Source organism: Lentzea sp. NPDC036949, from assembly GCF_055608075.1.
In genome coordinates, this window is sequence record NZ_JBVJRA010000005.1 from 192023 (window position 1) to 208919 (window position 16897).

General features: G+C 71.6%; 18 protein-coding genes. 8 read left to right on the top strand and 10 right to left on the bottom strand.

The window, feature by feature from the left end; translation table 11 throughout:
* Nucleotides 1-10 precede the first annotated feature (10 nt).
* Genes ACZ7CD_RS16420 through ACZ7CD_RS16445 form a run of 6 tightly spaced genes read right to left on the bottom strand, consistent with a single transcriptional unit; the run spans nucleotide 11 to nucleotide 5902 of the window.
* On the bottom strand, nucleotides 11-829 hold the full coding sequence (locus ACZ7CD_RS16420) for a shikimate dehydrogenase (RefSeq protein ID WP_470379171.1): 819 nt from the start codon (nucleotides 827-829) through the stop codon (nucleotides 11-13).
* Nucleotides 829-2034 carry an endolytic transglycosylase MltG gene (mltG, locus tag ACZ7CD_RS16425; RefSeq protein ID WP_360386998.1) on the bottom strand — a complete coding sequence of 402 codons (1206 nt, stop codon included), beginning with the start codon at nucleotides 2032-2034 and terminating at the stop codon, nucleotides 829-831. Before mltG ends, ACZ7CD_RS16420 begins: the two co-directional genes overlap by 1 nt.
* Nucleotides 2031-2519, bottom strand: a complete 489-nt coding sequence (gene ruvX / locus ACZ7CD_RS16430) for a Holliday junction resolvase RuvX (RefSeq protein ID WP_458433357.1) — start codon at nucleotides 2517-2519, stop codon at nucleotides 2031-2033. Before ruvX ends, mltG begins: the two co-directional genes overlap by 4 nt.
* Entirely contained in the window at nucleotides 2506-5175 is a 2670-nt protein-coding gene (alaS, locus tag ACZ7CD_RS16435; RefSeq protein ID WP_360386992.1) for an alanine--tRNA ligase, read from the bottom strand. Before alaS ends, ruvX begins: the two co-directional genes overlap by 14 nt.
* Before the next feature lie 56 nt (nucleotides 5176-5231).
* Nucleotides 5232-5501: a hypothetical protein gene (locus tag ACZ7CD_RS16440; protein WP_166046713.1), complete on the bottom strand. Its 270-nt coding sequence runs from the start codon at nucleotides 5499-5501 to the stop codon at nucleotides 5232-5234.
* Entirely contained in the window at nucleotides 5498-5902 is a 405-nt protein-coding gene (locus ACZ7CD_RS16445; protein ID WP_360386989.1) for a DUF948 domain-containing protein, read from the bottom strand. The genes ACZ7CD_RS16440 and ACZ7CD_RS16445 overlap by 4 nt, the downstream gene beginning before the upstream one ends.
* Nucleotides 5903-6202: 300 nt before the next feature.
* Between ACZ7CD_RS16445 and ACZ7CD_RS16450 the strand changes: the two genes are divergently transcribed.
* Nucleotides 6203-6781 carry a GNAT family N-acetyltransferase gene (locus ACZ7CD_RS16450; RefSeq protein WP_360386986.1) on the top strand — a complete coding sequence of 193 codons (579 nt, stop codon included), beginning with the start codon at nucleotides 6203-6205 and terminating at the stop codon, nucleotides 6779-6781.
* Nucleotides 6782-7039: 258 nt separating this feature from the next.
* On the opposite strand, the gene ACZ7CD_RS16455 is transcribed toward ACZ7CD_RS16450, so the two are convergent.
* Nucleotides 7040-7675: a maleylpyruvate isomerase N-terminal domain-containing protein gene (locus tag ACZ7CD_RS16455; protein ID WP_470379172.1), complete on the bottom strand. Its 636-nt coding sequence runs from the start codon at nucleotides 7673-7675 to the stop codon at nucleotides 7040-7042.
* Between the two features lie 58 nt (nucleotides 7676-7733).
* Entirely contained in the window at nucleotides 7734-9083 is a 1350-nt protein-coding gene (locus tag ACZ7CD_RS16460) for a replication-associated recombination protein A (RefSeq protein WP_360386981.1), read from the bottom strand.
* Between the two features lie 37 nt (nucleotides 9084-9120).
* Here ACZ7CD_RS16460 and ACZ7CD_RS16465 point away from each other — a divergent pair, with 37 nt between their 5' ends.
* The 6 genes from ACZ7CD_RS16465 to ACZ7CD_RS16490 all read left to right on the top strand — a co-directional run bounded on the left by ACZ7CD_RS16465 (nucleotide 9121) and on the right by ACZ7CD_RS16490 (nucleotide 14647).
* The gene (locus ACZ7CD_RS16465; RefSeq protein WP_360386979.1) at nucleotides 9121-9723 is read left to right on the top strand and encodes a uridine kinase family protein; all 603 of its coding nucleotides are present in this window, start codon (nucleotides 9121-9123) and stop codon (nucleotides 9721-9723) included.
* A gap of 82 nt (nucleotides 9724-9805) precedes the next feature.
* Entirely contained in the window at nucleotides 9806-10783 is a 978-nt protein-coding gene (locus ACZ7CD_RS16470; RefSeq protein WP_470379173.1) for a DUF7847 domain-containing protein, read from the top strand.
* A complete protein-coding gene (locus ACZ7CD_RS16475) occupies nucleotides 10770-11369 on the top strand; it encodes a DUF4129 domain-containing protein (protein ID WP_470379174.1) in 600 nt (199 codons plus the stop codon). Before ACZ7CD_RS16470 ends, ACZ7CD_RS16475 begins: the two co-directional genes overlap by 14 nt.
* The gene (locus ACZ7CD_RS16480) at nucleotides 11366-12397 is read left to right on the top strand and encodes a DUF4350 domain-containing protein (RefSeq protein WP_470368614.1); all 1032 of its coding nucleotides are present in this window, start codon (nucleotides 11366-11368) and stop codon (nucleotides 12395-12397) included. The genes ACZ7CD_RS16475 and ACZ7CD_RS16480 overlap by 4 nt, the downstream gene beginning before the upstream one ends.
* A complete protein-coding gene (locus ACZ7CD_RS16485) occupies nucleotides 12394-13356 on the top strand; it encodes an AAA family ATPase (RefSeq protein WP_458433363.1) in 963 nt (320 codons plus the stop codon). Before ACZ7CD_RS16480 ends, ACZ7CD_RS16485 begins: the two co-directional genes overlap by 4 nt.
* Nucleotide 13357: 1 nt before the next feature.
* Complete coding sequence (locus tag ACZ7CD_RS16490) at nucleotides 13358-14647, top strand: DUF58 domain-containing protein (RefSeq protein WP_458433364.1); 1290 nt, start codon at nucleotides 13358-13360, stop codon at nucleotides 14645-14647.
* Nucleotides 14648-14658: 11 nt separating this feature from the next.
* Here the strand turns inward: ACZ7CD_RS16490 and ACZ7CD_RS16495 are convergent, their stop codons facing one another.
* Entirely contained in the window at nucleotides 14659-15666 is a 1008-nt protein-coding gene (locus ACZ7CD_RS16495) for a stage II sporulation protein M (protein WP_458433365.1), read from the bottom strand.
* Nucleotides 15667-15685: 19 nt separating this feature from the next.
* Between ACZ7CD_RS16495 and ACZ7CD_RS16500 the strand changes: the two genes are divergently transcribed.
* A complete protein-coding gene (locus tag ACZ7CD_RS16500; RefSeq protein WP_470373312.1) occupies nucleotides 15686-16438 on the top strand; it encodes an RDD family protein in 753 nt (250 codons plus the stop codon).
* Here ACZ7CD_RS16500 and ACZ7CD_RS16505 read toward each other — a convergent pair.
* The gene (locus ACZ7CD_RS16505) at nucleotides 16409-16825 is read right to left on the bottom strand and encodes a nuclear transport factor 2 family protein (RefSeq protein WP_470379175.1); all 417 of its coding nucleotides are present in this window, start codon (nucleotides 16823-16825) and stop codon (nucleotides 16409-16411) included. The two genes, ACZ7CD_RS16500 and ACZ7CD_RS16505, sit on opposite strands and share 30 nt — an antisense overlap.
* Nucleotides 16826-16897 lie beyond the last annotated feature (72 nt).

The window sequence follows — 16897 nt, forward strand, 5'->3', positions numbered from 1 at the left end:
ATGCTAGCGGTCAGGAACGGGCCGCGAGCTCCGCTGCCAGCGCCTTGCGCATCACGTCCCGCGGCGCCACCTCGCCGGTGAACTGCTCCACCTGCCCGAAGGCCTGGTGCAGCAACATGTCCAGGCCCGTCGCCAACGCCGTTCCGGCCCGTTCCACGGCCACCGCGACGGACGTCGGCCACGGGTGGTAGATCACGTCCAGCACGAACGGCGCCTGTGCCAGCTCCGCCGCCAGCGCCGCGGTCGCCTCGGCCGGCACCGTCGACACCAGCACGTCCGACGCCGCCGCCAGCCCGCCCAGGTCCACTTCGGACAGCCGCAGCACGTCGACCGCCACACCGAGCCGGGCGGCGCACGCGACGGCCTCCCCCGCACGCGAAGGATCGCGCACCACCAGGGAGACCGACCGCACGCCCAGGTCGGACAGGCCCGCCAGCGCGGCCGTGGCCGTGCCGCCTGCACCGAGCACGACACCGCGCGTGCCGCCGGGGAAACCCTTCTCCCGCAACGCCCCCATGACACCGTCCACGTCGGTGCAGTCGGCGTGCCAGCCGGAGCCGGTGCGCACCAGCGTGTTCGCGGCACCGACGGCCACCGCGCGGTCGGTCACCGAGGACGCGAAGGCCAGCGCCGCGCGCTTCGTCGGCATCGTGCACGACAGGCCCACCCACTCCGGGCCCAGCGAGGACACCAGCGCGGGCACCCCGGCCTCGTCGCACTCGACGCGGCCGTACTCCAGGTCGAGCCCGAGGAACGCGTACGCCGCGTTGTGCAGGACCGGGGACAGCGAGTGGGTGATCGGAGACCCGATCACGGCCGCCCTGCGCACTAGTAGACGCCCTCTGCTCGCGCCTTCTGGTCCTTCACCTGGTGCTCCTGGTAGGTGACCGAGAAGCACGAGTCACCGTTCTTGTCGCACTTCACGAAGTACTCGAAGTTGCCGGGCTCCGGCTTGATCGCCGCCTGGACCGCCTCGACGCTCGGCGAGCCGATCGGGGTCGGCGGCAGACCGGGCGTGACGTAGGTGTTGTACGGGCCCGAGGCGTTGCGGTCGGAGTCCGACGTGCGGATGTGCGGCTGGTTGAGCTTGTAGTTGACCGTCGAGTCGAACTGCAGGGGCATCGGCTTCTTCAGCCGGTTGTAGATCACCTGCGAGACCTTGCCGAAGTCCTTCTCGATGGCTTCCTTCTCGATCAGGGAGGCCATGACCAGCACCTGGTACGGGCGGAAGCCGGTGTTGACGGTGCCGCCGGGGATGCCGATGCTCTGGAGCTTCTGGGCGGAGGCGACGACGACGCTGCGGATCAGCTCGACCGCGGACGAACCGGGCTTGACCTGGTAGACGCCGCGCATGATCAGGCCTTCGAGGCGGAAGGCGGGCTCCGCGCGCTTCACGTCGGTGACCGCCCAGTCGGGCACGCCCAGCGCGACCGGGTCGGTGGTCTCGGCGGCAGCACGGATCTCCTCAGGCGTGAGGCACTTCTTCACGCCGTCCTTCTCCGTGCAGCTCGCGTCGGCGAGCTGGGAGAAGATGCCCTTGACGGTCTTGTCGCCGACCTTGATGTCCGCGAGCTTCACGCCGCCGATGATCTGCACGGCGGGCACGCGGGTCTTCGGGTCGATCATCTTCGCGACCGCGGTGGCGCCCGACATCTTCGTCTTCATCAGGTAGAAGCCGGGCTGGATGGTCGTCACGCGGGCGTCGTTCTTGCTGGCCTCGGTGAACGCGCGCGGCGAGGCGACGACGCCGCCCTCGTAGAGGCTCGTGGCGATGACGCTCACCACGTCACCGTCCTTCACCTCGACGATGGCGTCGGCCTCACCCGCGCCGGGGTAGTCCTCGAACGAGCCGATGCCGCGCAGCTCCCTGTAGCCGTAGTAGGCACCGCCCATGCCCACGGCGAGGATCAGCGCGACGACCAGCCACAGCACGGTCTTCTTGCGCTTCTTCGCCTTGCGGGCTGCGCTGTTGTCCCTCTTCGCGGCACGTCGTTCGTCGACGTCGCGATCGAACAACCCGAGATCGTCGCTCACGCCTCATCCTTTCGGGCGGATACCGCTCGTGCCCGTGCGTCCAGCCAAGACTGCAGGATCTCGACCGCGGCGGCCTGGTCGACCACGGCACGCTGCTTCTTGCCCTTCACACCGCGCTGCGCCAGCACCCGGCTCACCACGACGGTCGTCAGCCGTTCGTCGCTCAACCGGACCGGCACCGGGGCCACGCGCGCGGCCAAGGCGGCAGCGTACGCGGTCGCCGCCTCGGCTGCCGGACCGTGCCGACCGGCGAGGGTCTTCGGCAGGCCGACCACGACCTCGACCACGTCATGCTCGGCCACGAGACGTACGAGCTCCGTGAGGTCGGAGCCGCGCTTCTCGTCCCGCTGCAGGGTGACCAGCGGAGTCGCCAGGAACGCACCCGGATCGCTCAGGGACACTCCCACGCGAACCGATCCGACGTCGACGCCGAGCCTGCGACCCAGGCCCGGATCGTCGACGCCGGCGACGTCAGCGCTGCTCAAGCACCTTGTCCAGTTCGCCGGTGAGGGCCGCGATGGCCTCCTGGACGCCGGCCGGGTTCGTGCCGCCGCCCTGGGCGAGGTCCGGCTTGCCGCCACCGCGGGCGGCGATGGCCGGGCCGAACACCGGGACGAGCTTGCCGGCGGCCAGCCCCAGGTCGCGGGCGGCGGCCGTCGTGGCCACCACGAAGCTGACCTTGTCGCCGTCGACCGAGAACAGGGCCACCACACCGGGCTTGGCGCCCAGCCGGTTGCGGACCTCGCCACCGAGGGTGCGCAGGTCGTTGCCCGACACGCCCTCCAGGCCGAGGGCCACCAGCGACAGCCCGCGCACGTCGAGGGCCTTGTCGGCCAGCGACCCGGCGTTGCCGAGCAGCTGGGCGGCGCGCACCTTCTCGAGCTCCTTCTCGGCGGTCTTCAGCCGCTCGACCAGGGACTCGATCCGCTCGGGCAGGCCGTCGGAGCCGACCTTCAGCATGTCGGCGAGGTTCTGCACGATGGCGCGTTCCTTGGCCAGGAACCGCATGGCCTCGATGCCGACGTAGGCCTCCAGGCGGCGCACGCCGGACCCGACCGAGGACTCGCCCAGCAGGGTGATCGGGCCGATCTGCGACGAGTGCTCGACGTGGGTGCCACCGCACAGCTCGCGCGACCAGGGGCCGCCGATCTCGACGACGCGGACCGTCTCGTCGTAGGTCTCGCCGAACAGGGCCACGGCACCCATGTCCTGGGCGCCCTGCATGTCGGTGTAGACCACGGCGACGGGCAGGTCCTTGCGCACGGCGAGGTTCGAGACCTCCTCGATCTCGCTGCGGGCCTCGGCGGACAGGCCACCGGTCCAGGCGAAGTCCAGGCGCAGGTAGCCGGGCTTGTTGTACGAACCGCTCTGCAGGGCCGACGGGCCGAGCACCTGGCGCAGGGCGGCGTGCACGACGTGCGTGCCCGAGTGGCCCTGGCGGGCGCCGACGCGCCACTCCGGGTCGACGCGGGCCTCGACGTGCTCGCCCTCGCTGACCTCGCCGTTCACGACGCGCACCTGGTGCACCCACAGCTTGCGGGCGACCTTCTGCACGTCGAGCACCTCGAGCTCGGCGTTGCCGGTGACGATCGTGCCGGCGTCGGACTCCTGGCCACCGGACTCGGCGTAGAGCGGCGTGCGGTCGAGGACGACCTCGACGATGTCGCCCTCCTTGGCGCTCTTGACCCGCTGGCCGTTGAGGACGATGCCGCGCAGCGTGGCCTCGGAGGCCAGCTCGGAGTAGCCGGTGAACTCGGTCGGGCCCTGTTCCAGCAGCTCGCGGTACACCGTCTGGTCGCCGTGGCCGGTCTTCTTGCCGGCGGCGTCGGCCTTGGCGCGGGCGCGCTGCTCGGCCATCAGCTTGCGGAACCCGTCCTCGTCCACGGACAGGCCGGCCTCGGCGGCCATCTCCAGGGTGAGGTCGATCGGGAAGCCGTACGTGTCGTGCAGCTGGAAGGCGCGGTCGCCGGGCAGCGTGGCGCGGCCGTCGGACTTCACCTCGGCGGCGGCGTTCTCGAAGATCCGCGAGCCGGCGTCGAGGGTGCGCAGGAACGTGTCCTCCTCGGCCTTCACCACCTGCTGGATGCGGGCGAACCCGCTGACCAGCTCGGGGTAGGCCGGGCCCATCGAGTCGCGGACGACCTCGGCGTACTGCTGCAGCACCGGCTCCGTGACGCCGAGGAGCCGGCTGCTGCGGATGATGCGGCGCAGCAGGCGGCGCAGCACGTAGCCGCGGGCCTCGTTGCCGGGCGTGACGCCGTCGCCGACCAGCAGCACACCGCTGCGGGCGTGGTCGGCGATGACGCGGAAGCGCACGTCGTCGACCTCGTTGGCACCGTATTTGCGGCCCGACAGCTCCTCGGCCTTGTTGATGACGGCGCGCACGAGGTCGGTCTCGTAGACGTTGTCGACGCCCTGCAGCAGGTAGGCGACGCGCTCGACGCCCATGCCGGTGTCGATGTTCTTGTTCGGCAGCGACCCGACCGGCTTGTGGCCCTCCTTGGGGCTCAGCTCGCCGCGGACGTCCTGCATGAAGACCAGGTTCCAGATCTCCAGGTAGCGGTCCTCGTCGACGACGGGCCCGCCCTCCTGCCCGTACTCGGGACCGCGGTCGAAGTAGATCTCCGAGCAGGGGCCGCCGGGACCGGGCACGCCCATGTCCCAGTAGTTGTCCTTGCCGTCACGGCGCTGGATGCGCTCGGTCGGCAGGCCGGCGATCTTCTGCCACAACTCGATGGCCTCGTCGTCGTCCTGGTAGACCGTGACCCAGATGCGCTCGGGGTCGAAGCCGTAGCCGCCCTCGTCGACCGAGCCGGTGACGAGGGTCCAGGCGAGGCGGATGGCCTCTTCCTTGAAGTAGTCGGCGATCGAGAAGTTGCCGGCCATCTGGAAGAACGTCAGGTGGCGCGTGGTCTTGCCGACCTCGTCGATGTCCGGCGTGCGCACGCACTTCTGGATGCTCGTCATCCGCGAGGCGGGCGGCGGGGCCTCGCCGAGGAAGTACGGCTTGAACGGCACCATGCCGGCGTTGACGAACAGCAGGTTCGGGTCGTCGAGCAGCAGCGAGGACGACGGGATGTACTTGTGCCCGTTGCGTTCGAAGTGCTCGCGGAAACGCTTGATGATCTCGTGGGTCTGCACGGGAGTTCCTCGGTGTGTCGCGGGGAGTGGTCAGGGCGCGCTTCGGAGGCGAACGGTCAGTGCTTCCCGTTCGCCCTGGGCGCTCGACGCCCCGGCGTGAACCCCGTCTGCCGCTCCACGGTCTCCTGCAACTCCTGCTCCCGTTCGGCCATGCCCGCCCGCACCTCGGCCCCGAAGGACCCGATGGCGCCGGCGAGCTCGCGCAGGCCTTCACCCACGTTAGCCCCGATACCAGCGGGAGTCGCCTGCTTTGTGACCTCGGCGGCCTTCTTCGCGGCGAAGAGCCCGGCCGCGGCACCCAGCCCGAACCAGAAGAGGCGGCTCACCTCGCACCTCGCTTCAGGCGGCGCTTGGTGTGCTTGTTCGGCTGCTCGGCGGCCCGGCGGCGCGCCTTGACGGCCTTGCTCACGCCGTAGGACAGCGCGGCGGCCTTGACCAGCGGACCGCCCAGCGTGGCGGTGAACAGGCTGGTGAGCGCCGAGACGTTGCCGGTGACCGCGCGGGCGTTGGCCGTGATCCCGTCGACCCGCTCCAGCTGCGTGTTCACGTGCGTCAACGTCGTGTTGGCCTCGGTGAACAACGGGTCGGTGTTCTCGTGCGCCTTGCGCATCGCGACCGTGGCCTCGTCGAAGAACCGCGCTGCCTTGACCGCCACGATCGCCAGCACGAGCACGAGCAGCACGAACGCACCGGCGGCGACCAGCGCTGCGATCTGCCCTGGCGACACGGATCCTCCTGGTGACCGGCGTTTGGCTTGGTTGGCGAGGAGATTACCGGGTGGGTCCGACACCTGATCGGGCGGCACCTTTTGTTGATCTTCATGGGGTGGCGGGGAGAAGGGGCGGGTGAGGCGGACCGCGGGCGGGAGCGGCGCGGCGGCCACGGTCGGTTCGACCCAAATGAGATGCTGGGACCACATTGACGCGCGCCGTCACTGCCTGTGAAATTGCGGTCACACAGGGCTTGACACGGCGACCCTGCGCGGATGAAGTAAGGCAACCCTTAGTTGGTTATCGCTGGAGGCCCTGTGAAGCCGGTGTCCCACCTCGACTCGTACCGGCGGCAGGCCACGGCGGGCGCGCCGCCGGTTCCCGGGCTGAGCGCGCCCTGGGAGGTGCGGCTCGTCCGGCCCGACGGGTACGACCTGCACCTCGTGCACCGCTGGCACCAGGCGCCGCACGTGGCGGCCTACTGGCGCAAGGCGTGGTCGTTGCCGGGGTGGGAGGAGGAGCTGCGCGGGCAGCTCGCCGGGGACGACGTGCGGCCCGTGCTGGTCGGGTGGCACGGACGGCCGGTGATCTACGCGGAGGTCTACCGCGCGGCGCGGGACGTGGTGGGCAGCTGCTACCCGGTGCGGCCGCACGACCTCGGGTTGCGGCTGGCGGTGGGAGAGCTCGCGATGACCGACCGCGGGCTCGTGCGCGCGTTGCTCCCCCACCTGGCCGATGCGTTGTTCGAGGCCGATCCGCACTGCACGCGCATCGTGATGGAGCCGGACATCAGCAACACGCGTGCCATCCGCTCGTTCGAGGCCGGCGGGTTCGTCGTCAAGGACGAGGTCATGATGCCGAACAAGGTCGCGGTGCTGATGGTGTGCAAGCGCTGAGCACCTGTCCAGCAGTCTCGCCCGCCCCCTCCTTGCTGTTCAGGCGCCTGCAAGTACCACCAACACATGATTGAATCGCCGCTGACTACCACCAACCTGTTCGCCATCCGTCGAACCAACTCCAGGTCCGCGGACGGCTGGCGGCGCTGTTGGCAGTAGAAAAGTGCTTGTTGATGTTGAGTTGGTGGTACTTGCAGACGCCAGTAGAGCCAGGGGCGGGACCTCGGGGCGTTGAAGGCACAGCATCGGGCAACCTGCTCAGAACGCGGTGATGTCCTGCGGGGCGCGTTCCCCGCGGCTGAACGCGCGCACGATGTCGATGCCCCTGTGGCGGTTCAGGGCCAAGCGCGACAACAGGTCGATGACGGTCTCGTGCACGTGGCGCGGGAACTCCGGGGTGTCCACGCCGACGCTCACGGCCAAGTCGTCCGCGTGCACGACGAACTCCATCACGCGGCTGGGCAGGTAGTCGTCCAGCAGCACGGCCCACGGGCCCCAGTGCGGCATGCGGACGGGGCGGTTGCCGGCCGCCGCCAGCAGTTCCGGCAGTGCCGCCACGGTCTGCCCGAAGCGGTCGCACAGGTCGGCGTGGCCGCCGGAGGCCACGTGCTCGCCGCCGTCGCGGATGCGCGTGTGGAACTCGGAGTCGACGTCGAGCTCGGTCCAGCCCGCGCGCGCGTAGTGCTCCATCAGCGGGACGGTGGGCACGTCCTCCGCCGGCGCCTCCAGCATGTCCGGCAACGGCAGGACCTGGTAAGCGATGTGGCCGGCGAGACCGCTGACGCCGAACTCCGGCAGCGCGCTCGGGTCGTTCCAGTGGTCGGCGACCTGAGGGGTGCGCAGCAACGTCAGCACCTGGCGCGCGGTGGCCAGGAAGTCGTCGGTGATCGTCATGCGTCCGACGCTACCGCCGGATCCCGTTGGCGGGCACCGATTCCGCCGCACTCGCGGATCACCCGCCCCGCACGACCCTGCGCAGCTTGGGCAGGCGGTCGGCGACGGCGCGTTCGGCGCCGCGGCCGGTCGGCTCGTAGTAGTCGCGGCCCACCAGGTCGTCCGGCGCGTACTGCTGCTGGAGCACGCCTTCCGGCACGTCGTGGGGGTAGCGGTAACCCTGGGCGTTGCCGAGCTTGGCCGCACCCGCGTAGTGGCCGTCGCGCAGGTGCGCGGGCACCGCACCGGTGGCGCCCTTGCGGACGTCCTCGATCGCGGCGTAGATCGCTGTGGTCACGGCGTTGGACTTCGGCGCGGTCGCCAGGTGGATGGTGGCCTGGGCGAGGTTCAGGGCGCACTCGGGCAGGCCGATCAGCTGCACGGCCTGGGCGGCGGCGACGCACGTCTGCAGTGCGGTCGGGTCGGCCATGCCGACGTCCTCGCTGGCGTGGATCACCAGGCGGCGCGCGATGAACCGCGGGTCCTCGCCCGCCTCGATCATGCGGGCCAGGTAGTGCAGCGCGGCGTCCACGTCCGAGCCGCGGATCGACTTGATGAACGCCGACGTCACGTCGTAGTGCTGGTCGCCGTCGCGGTCGTAGCGCACCGCAGCCTTGTCCACAGTGGACTCCAGCAGCGACAGGGTGATCACGCCGTCGTTGGACGCGAGCGCCGAGTCCGCCGCGGCCTCCAGCGCGGTCAGCGACCGGCGGGCGTCACCGCCGGCCAGCCGGACCAGGTGTGCCAGCGCGTCGGGTTCCACGACGACCGAACCGCCCAGGCCGCGTTCGTCGGCCACCGCGCGTTCCACGACCGTGCGCACGTGCTCGTCGGTCAGCGACCTGAGCTGCAGCACCAGCGACCGCGACAGCAGCGGGGACACCACGGAGAAGAACGGGTTCTCGGTGGTGGCCGCGACGAGCAGCACGATCCGGTCCTCGACCGCGCCGAGCAGGGCGTCCTGCTGGGTCTTGGAGAACCGGTGCACCTCGTCGATGAACAGCACGGTCGACTCGCGCGAGCGGACCAGCCGGCGCCGGGCCTCGTCGATGACCGCGCGGACCTCCTTCACGCCCGCGGACAACGCCGACAGCGCGACGAACCGGCGGCCGGTCGCCCTCGACACCAGCGTGGCGAGCGTCGTCTTGCCGGTGCCGGGCGGGCCGTAGAGCATCACCGACGCGGGCGTGGCGCCCTCGACCAGGCGGCGCAGCGGCGCGCCGGGACCGAGCAGGTGGTCCTGTCCGACGACCTCGTCGAGTGAGGCGGGGCGCATCCGCACGGCCAGCGGGGCGTTGGCCGCGATGCGCTCGGCCTTCTCCTCGTCGGTCGCGCCGAACAGGCCCTCGTCGAACAGACCTTCGCTCATGCGTTCGAGCCTAACCCGTGTGCGAGGATTGCCCCTCGTGCCCATCCCAGTGCCCGCTCCCAGGGCCGTCCTGCTGGCCGGCCCGTCCGGCTCCGGCAAGTCGACGCTGGCCGCCCACCTCGGCTGGCCGGTGCTGCGCCTCGACGACTTCTACCGCGACGGCGACGACCCGCTGCTCCCCCGCGACGACCACGGCCGTGCCGACTGGGACGACGTCGGGTCGTGGAACGCCGGCGCCGCACTGGCCGCCGTGGTCGAGCTCTCCACGACCGGCACGGTCCAGGCGCCGGTGTACTCCATCGGCGAGGACCGCAGAACGGGCTGGCAGACGATCGAGCTGGGCGACGCGCCCGCGTTCGTCGCGGAAGGACTGTTCGCCGACCTGCTGGTCGACGGCGCGCGGAAGGCCGGGGTGCTCAGGGACGCGATCGTGCTCGCGCCCAGCGCGCCGGTGACGTTCGCCCGGCGGTTCGCCAGGGACGTGGCCGAGGCCCGCAAGCCGGTGCCGGTGCTGGTCCGCCGCGGGTTGCGGCTCCTGCGTCAACAACCGGTGGTGGTGCGCCGTTGCACTGACGCGGGCATGCGCGCGATGAGCCCTCACCGCGCCCGTGCCGAGCTCGGGACCACTGCCAATTCGTGATCGACTCGCTCCGCGGTCCGCCTGTACCGCGAGCGCGCTTCTGGCAGGATTCCGCCAACACCACGACCGGGGGTAAGCCGCGATGTCCGACACGCCCGGCTGGTCTTCACCCGACCAGCCCCACCAGCAACCGCACCAGCCTCCGCACGGCTACAACGCGCCGCCGCCGCCGGGCGCGCAGCCGTCGATGAAGCCCGGTGTGATCCCGCTGCGCCCGCTCGCGATCGGCGAGATCGTCGACGGTGCCGTCAGCACCATGCGCAAGCACCCGAAGCTCATCATCGGCGCGGCCGCCGTCGTCGCCGCGGTGACGCAGGTCCTCGGCCTGCTGGTGCAGCTGCCGTTCCTCGACGACCTCACCTCGGTCGCCACGCTCGACCCGAACACCATGACCCAGCAGGAGGCGGTGGACCAGCTCACCAGCGGTCTCGTCGGCTTCTTCACCGGCACGCTGCTCAGCGTGCTGCTGCTGGTGGTCGGCACGGTGTTCCTCTCCGGCTTCGTGACCGTGGTCGTCGGCCGCGCCGTGCTGGGCCAGCCGGTCACGTTCGCCGAGGCCTGGGACGAGTTCAAGCCGCGGCTGCTGCCGTTGCTGGGCGCGACGCTGCTCTACGGCCTGGCCGTCACCGCCGGCGCGATCCTCTGCGTCGTCCCCGGTGTCTGGCTGTGGGTGCTGTTCGGCCTCGTCACCCCGGCGCTGGTGCTGGAGCGCTGCGGCGTGGGCACCGCGTTCGGCCGCTCGCGGACCCTCGTGCGGGGCGCGTGGTGGCGGACGTTCGGCGTCCTGCTGCTCGCCGCGCTGATCAGCGCGATCATCAACTGGATCATCAGCATCCCGTTCACCCTGCTCGGGTCGGCCACGACCGGTTTCTCCGGCGACCCCACGGCCGCGCTGAGCATCGGGTCGCTGGTGTTCACGACCATCGGCGCGATCATCGCCTCGACGATCACGCTGCCGTTCACCGCGGCGGTGACCGTGCTGGTCTACGTCGACCGGCGGATGCGCGCCGAGGGCATGGACATCGAGCTCCAGCGGGCCGCGGGGCATGGCGGTCTCTGACGTACCCGTCGACCTCGACCGCGACGAGGCCCGCGAGGCCGCCGTCCGGGAGCTGAGCGACCCGGCGTACGTCTCCGACGACCCGAACCCGGTCGAACGCGCCCTGCGGTGGGTGCTGGAGCAGCTGGACGAGCTGTTCGCGGGTGCCGGCGGCATGAGCGGCATCACCGCCGTCACGATCATCGTGGCGGTGGTGGTGCTCGTCGTGGTCGTCGTCCGGTTGCGCACCGGGCGCACCGGCCGCGCGCTGCGGTCGGGTGCGCAGGTCTTCGGCGACGCGGTCATGACCGCGGCCGAGCACCGGGCCGCGGCCGACCGCGCGGCCGCCGCCGGCGACTTGGCCGAGGCGGTCCGCGAACGGTTCCGCGCCGTGGTGCGGGAGCTGGAACAACGGGGAGTGCTCGACGCGCGGGCCGGTCGCACCGTCGCCGAGGTGGCCGCCGAGGCGGGCCGTGCGCTGCCGGGCCTCGCCGACGACCTGCGCGGCGCGGCGGTGCAGTTCGACGACGTCCGGTACGGCGGCCGGACCGCCACGGACCAGGGCTACCGGCAGCTGGTCTCCGTCGACGACCGGGTGCGCGGATGACGGCGGTCTCCCCCGACGCGGGGCGGATCTGGTCCGCTGCCAGAGGACCGCTGCTCATCGGCGTGATCATCCTCGCGACGGCCGTCGTGATCACGGTGCTGCGCGGCAGCGGCGAGGGCGGCTCGCTCGACCCCCGCTCGTTCCAGCCGCAGGGCAGCCACGCGCTGGCGGAGCTGTTGCGGCAGAACGGGGTGCGCGTCGAGCTCACCGACGACGTGTCCACGGTGGACGGTGCGACGCTGTTCGTCGCGCAGCCGAACCTGATCGACCCGGCACGACTGGCCGGCCTGAGCGAGGCGGCCGCGGCGACCGTGCTCGTGGCACCGGCGAGCGACCTGGGCCGCGTGGAGGTCGAGACCCGCCAGCCGGGTTGCCCGCTCGCGGACCGGGCCGGTGCGGTCACGACCGGCGGGTTCACCTACACCGGCGAGCAGAGCTGCTACGACTCGACGCTGGTGCGCACCGGCACGGTCACGATGATCGGGTTCGGCGGCGTCTTCACCAACGACGACCTCGACGAGGAGGGCAACGCCGCGCTCGCGCTCGCGTTGCTCGGCCAGCACGAACGGCTGGTCTGGTACCTGCCGGCCGCGGCGGACCGCTCGCAGCAGAAGGCGCTGTCCGACCTCGTCCCGGCCGGATGGCTGTTCGCGGCGCTGCAGCTGGGGATCGCGGCCGTGGTGGTCGCGCTGTGGCGGGCCCGCAGGCTCGGCCGGGTGGTGCCAGAACGGCTGCCGGTCGTGGTGCGCGCCGCCGAGACCGTGGAGGGCAGGGCCCGGCTGTACCGGTCCTCGCACGCGGCGGGCCACGCGGCGGCGGTGCTGCGGCAGGCGACCCGCGACCGGCTGGCACCGCTGCTGGGCGTGCCGGTGGGTGCGGACCCGTCCGAGGAGATCGCCCGCAGGACTTCGCGTCCGGTGCCGCAGGTGCGGACGCTGCTCTACGACGACGGGCCGGTGGACGACCGGGGGCTGGTCGCGCTGGCCGACGAGCTGGACGCTTTGGAGAACGAGGTGCGCAAGGGATGACGGCAGTGGTCACCACCGAGGAAGCACGCACGGCGCTGGTGGCGTTGCGCACGGAGATCGGCAAGGCCGTGGTGGGCAACGACGCCGCGGTGACGTCGCTGATCCTCGCGTTGCTGTGCAGGGGGCACGTGCTGCTCGAAGGCGTGCCCGGCGTGGCGAAGACGCTGCTCGTGCGGGCCATGGCGAAGGCACTGGACCTGGAGACGACGCGGGTGCAGTTCACGCCGGACCTGATGCCGGGCGACCTGACCGGGTCGCTGGTCCACGACGCGCACAACGCCACGTTCTCGTTCCGCGAGGGCCCGGTGTTCACGAACCTGCTGCTGGCCGACGAGATCAACCGCACGCCGCCGAAGACGCAGTCGGCGCTGCTGGAGGCGATGGAGGAACGGCAGGTGTCCGCGGACGGCAAGACCCGGCCGCTGCCGGCGCCGTTCATCGTCGTGGCCACCCAGAACCCGGTGGAGTACGAGGGCACCTACCCGTTGCCCGAGGCGCAGCTCGACCGGTTCCTGCTCAAGGTCACCATGCCGGTGCCGGGGCGGGAGCAGGAGATCGACGTGCTGACCCGGCACGCGTCCGGGTTCGACCCGCGCGACCTCTCGCACCTGTCGGCGGTGGCCGGGGCGGAGCACCTGGAGGCTGGTTCCGCGGCCGTGCGCGCGTTGACCGTCGCGCCCGAGGTGATCGCGTACGTCGTGGACGTGTGCCGTGCGACGCGCCAGTCCCCCGCGGTGCGCCTGGGCGTTTCTCCGCGTGGCGCAACGGCTCTGCTCGCTGCCGCACGGGCGTGGGCGTGGTTGTCCGGACGTGACTACGTGACGCCGGACGACGTGAAGTCGCTGGCGAGGCCCGCGTTGCGGCACCGGCTGGAGCTGCGCCCGGAGGCCGAGCTGGAGGGCGTGACGGCGGACGGCGTGCTGGACGGCGTGCTCGGGGCCGTTCCGGTGCCGCGCTGACGTGGCGCTCACGGGCCGCGCGGCGCTGCTCGCGCTCATCGGGGTGTTCGTCGTCGGGCTGGTCTTGCCGTCGTGGCAAGGAATTCTCGTCGTGCTCGCGGTGCTGGTCGTGTGTGTGGCGGCCGATCTCGTGCTGGCGGCGGGCGTCCGGCGGTTGACGTTCTCACGCGCGGGAGCGACGTCTGTGCGCACGGGCGAGCTGTGCTCGGTGCAGTTGACGGTGCACAACCCCGGTCGTCGGTTGCGCGGCGTTCTCCGGGACGCGTGGGCGCCTTCGGCGGGGGTGGTGGCCGACCGGGTGGCCGTGGACGTGCCCGCCGGCGGGTCGCGGACGCTGACGTTCGAGCTCCGGCCGGTGCGCCGAGGGGACCGCACGGCGGATCGCGTGACCGTGCGTTCTCTGGGCCCGCTGGGGATCGCGGCCCGGCAGGGGTCGCACGAGGTGCCGTGGACCGTGCGCGCGTTGCCGCCGTTCCACAGCCGCAAGCACCTGCCGCCGTTGCTGGAACGCCTGCGGGAGCTCGACGGCCGCCGGGCGTCGCTGATCCGCGGCGCGGGCACGGAGTTCGACTCGCTGCGGACGTACGTGATCGGCGACGACGTGCGGTCGATCGACTGGCGTGCGTCGGCGCGGTCATCGGACGTCGTGGTGCGCACGTGGCGGCCGGAACGCGACCGGCAGGTGCTGATCGTGCTGGACACCGCGCGCACGGCGGCCGGTCGGGTCGAGGGCTCGCTGGGTGGCCTGCCCCGGCTGGACACGGCCATGGACGCGGCGCTGCTGTTGTCCGCGCTCGCCGTTCAGGCGCGCGACCAGGTCGGCTTCCTGGCCCACAGCGGCAAGGTGCGGGCCTCGGTGCCGCGCGCGACGCTGCCGGCCCTGGTCGCCGCGATGGCGCCGCTGGAGGCCGAGCTGGTCGAGTTCGACGCCCGCGGCGCGGTCGCGGAGGTGCTGCGGCGTGCCGCGCGCCGGTCGCTGGTCGTGCTGCTGACGTCGCTGGAACCGTCGATCGAGCACGGCCTGCTGCCGCTGCTGCCGGCTCTGGCCGCGCGGCACCGGTTGCTCATCGCGTCGGTGTCCGACCCGGCGGTGCACGCGATGGCCGCCGGACGCGGTGACCTGGAAGCCGTCTACAACGCCGCCGCCGCGGAACGCACGTTGGCCGAACGCCGCCGTCTCACCGCTTTGCTCGCACGGCACGGTGTCGAGGTCGTGGACGCGTTGCCCGACGACCTGCCTCGCGCGCTCGCGGACCGCTACCTGTCGCTGAAGGCGGCGGGCAAGCTCTAGGCAAGCAAGATTCAGACGGACGTGGGCACGACGTCCTCGCGCTCGCCCGCGTCCACGTCCCCGGTCTCGCCCTCCAGCGCCGCCCGCCGCCCGATCACGAAGACGTACAGCAGGAACAGCACCTCGGCGGCCACGCCGATGCCGACCCGCGCCCACGTCGGCCACCCCGACGGCGTCACGAACCCCTCCAGCACACCGGACACCAGCAGCACCACGACCAGCCCGAGCGCCACTGCCACCACCGCGCGGCCCTCGGTGGCGAGCGCGGCAGCACGGGTGCGCGGGCCGGGGTCGATGACCTGCCAGCCCAGCCGCATGCCGATGCCCGCCGCGACGAACACCGCCGTCAGCTCCAGCAGGCCGTGCGGTGCCAGCAGCCCCAGGAACACCTCACCGCGGCCGGCGCCGAACATCAGGCCGACGCCGACGGCGAGGTTCACGGCGTTGGTGAAGAGCAGGTAGATCGGCGGGAGCGCGAACAGCACGCCGAGCAGCAGGCACGCGGCGGCCACCCAGGCGTTGTTCGTCCACACCTTGGCCGCGAACGAGCCCGCCGGGTCGCTGGAGTAGTAGGCCTCGTAACCGCCGCCGGCCCTGGTCATCTCGCGCAGCTCGTCGGGTGCGGCGATCAGCGCCTGCACGTCCGGGTTCGTCGCGATCCAGGCCGCCATGACACCGGTGAGCAGGTAGAACGCCACCCCGGCCGGAACCCACCAGCGCCATCCGCGGTAGACGGCGGCCGGGAACCGGTGTGTGAAGAAACGGGTGAAGATGCGCCATGCGGGCGTGTGCGTGCCCGTCACCGCAGCGCGCGCACGCGCGACCAAAGTGGAGAGACGTTCCACGGTGGCCACGTCCGGTGTCTGGCTGCGCACGGTCGACAGGTGTGTGGTGACGCGCTGGTAGAGCTCGATCAGCTCGTCGGCCTCGGGCCCGGTCAACCGGCCGGACCTGCCGACCAGCTGGTCGAGCCGCTCCCACGACGCGCGGTTGCGCTCGATGAACACGTCCAGATCCACGATGGGTCACACTATCCGCGTGGGGGATCTCGTCACCGGTGAAGCGGTAGTTCTGGACCTGCGCGTGGCGCGGCTGGCCAGCAGGGCGGTCGCGTTCGCGTTCGACGTGCTCGTGCAGTTCCTGTTGTTGCTCGGCGTGTTCCTGTTGTCGCCGATCGGCTTCGACGACGCGCTGCAGTCGGCGCTCGCGTTGTCGCTCACGATCGCCGTGCTGGTCGGGTACCCGGCCGCGGTGGAGTCGTTGACGCGCGGCCGGTCGCTGGGCAAGCTCGTCATGGGACTGCGGGTGGTGCGCGACGACGGCGGCTCGATCCGCTTCCGCCACGCCCTGGTGCGCGCGCTCACCGGGTTCTTCGTCGACTTCTGGGCGCTGGGCCTCGGCGGCGCGGTGGCGTTGTTCGTGTCGCTGTTCTCCGCGCAGGGCAAGCGGGTCGGCGACTACCTCGCGGGCACCGTCGTGGTGCACACGCGGGTGCCGGAGCAGGCGGTGACGCCGGTGGAGATGCCGGCACCGCTGGCCGAGTGGGCCCGGGGCCTCGACCTGTCGCAGCTGCCGGAGGAGCTGGTGCTCGCGGCGCGGCAGTACCTGGGCCGCTACCACGAGCTCGGCGAGAGGGCGCAGCTGGAGCTCGGGGCGCGGCTCGCGGACGACGTGGGTGCCGCCGTCCGGTCGCCGCGCGCCGAGCACGTCCACCCGTACCCGTACCTGGCCGCCGTGCTGGCCGAGCGGCGCGGCCGGGCGTCAGGCGCCCAGCAGCTCGGTCAGCAGTAGCGGGTTCATGTAGTCGTCGTAGCGGGCGATCTCGCCGTCGCGCAGGTGGATGACCGCGATGGCGGTGAAGGTGTAGTGGTCCTGCTTCACCTTCGACCACCCCCTGTGCGTGATCTCGGCGACGACCACGTCCGGGTCGTCGGTGAGCCGGGTGATCGCCTCGACGTGCTGGACCTCGATCTTCTCGCGGACCCGCGCGCCCCTCATCTTGTCGAAGTAGGCGCGGATCTCGTTGCGCCCCTTGATCTCCGGCTGCTGGAACGGTGCCGGGAACTGGTAGGCCATCACGCCGTCCTCGGTGAACAGGTCCGCGAACGAGTCGTGGCCCTGCTCCCCCGCGACCTGCCTGCGGACGTGCTCGACGATCTCCGCCGGTGTGCGTGCCATCTGTCCTGCCCCCATCTCTAGAATCGGAACGGTGACCCCGGTTATGACGATACGGAACGCACGCCCCGGTTG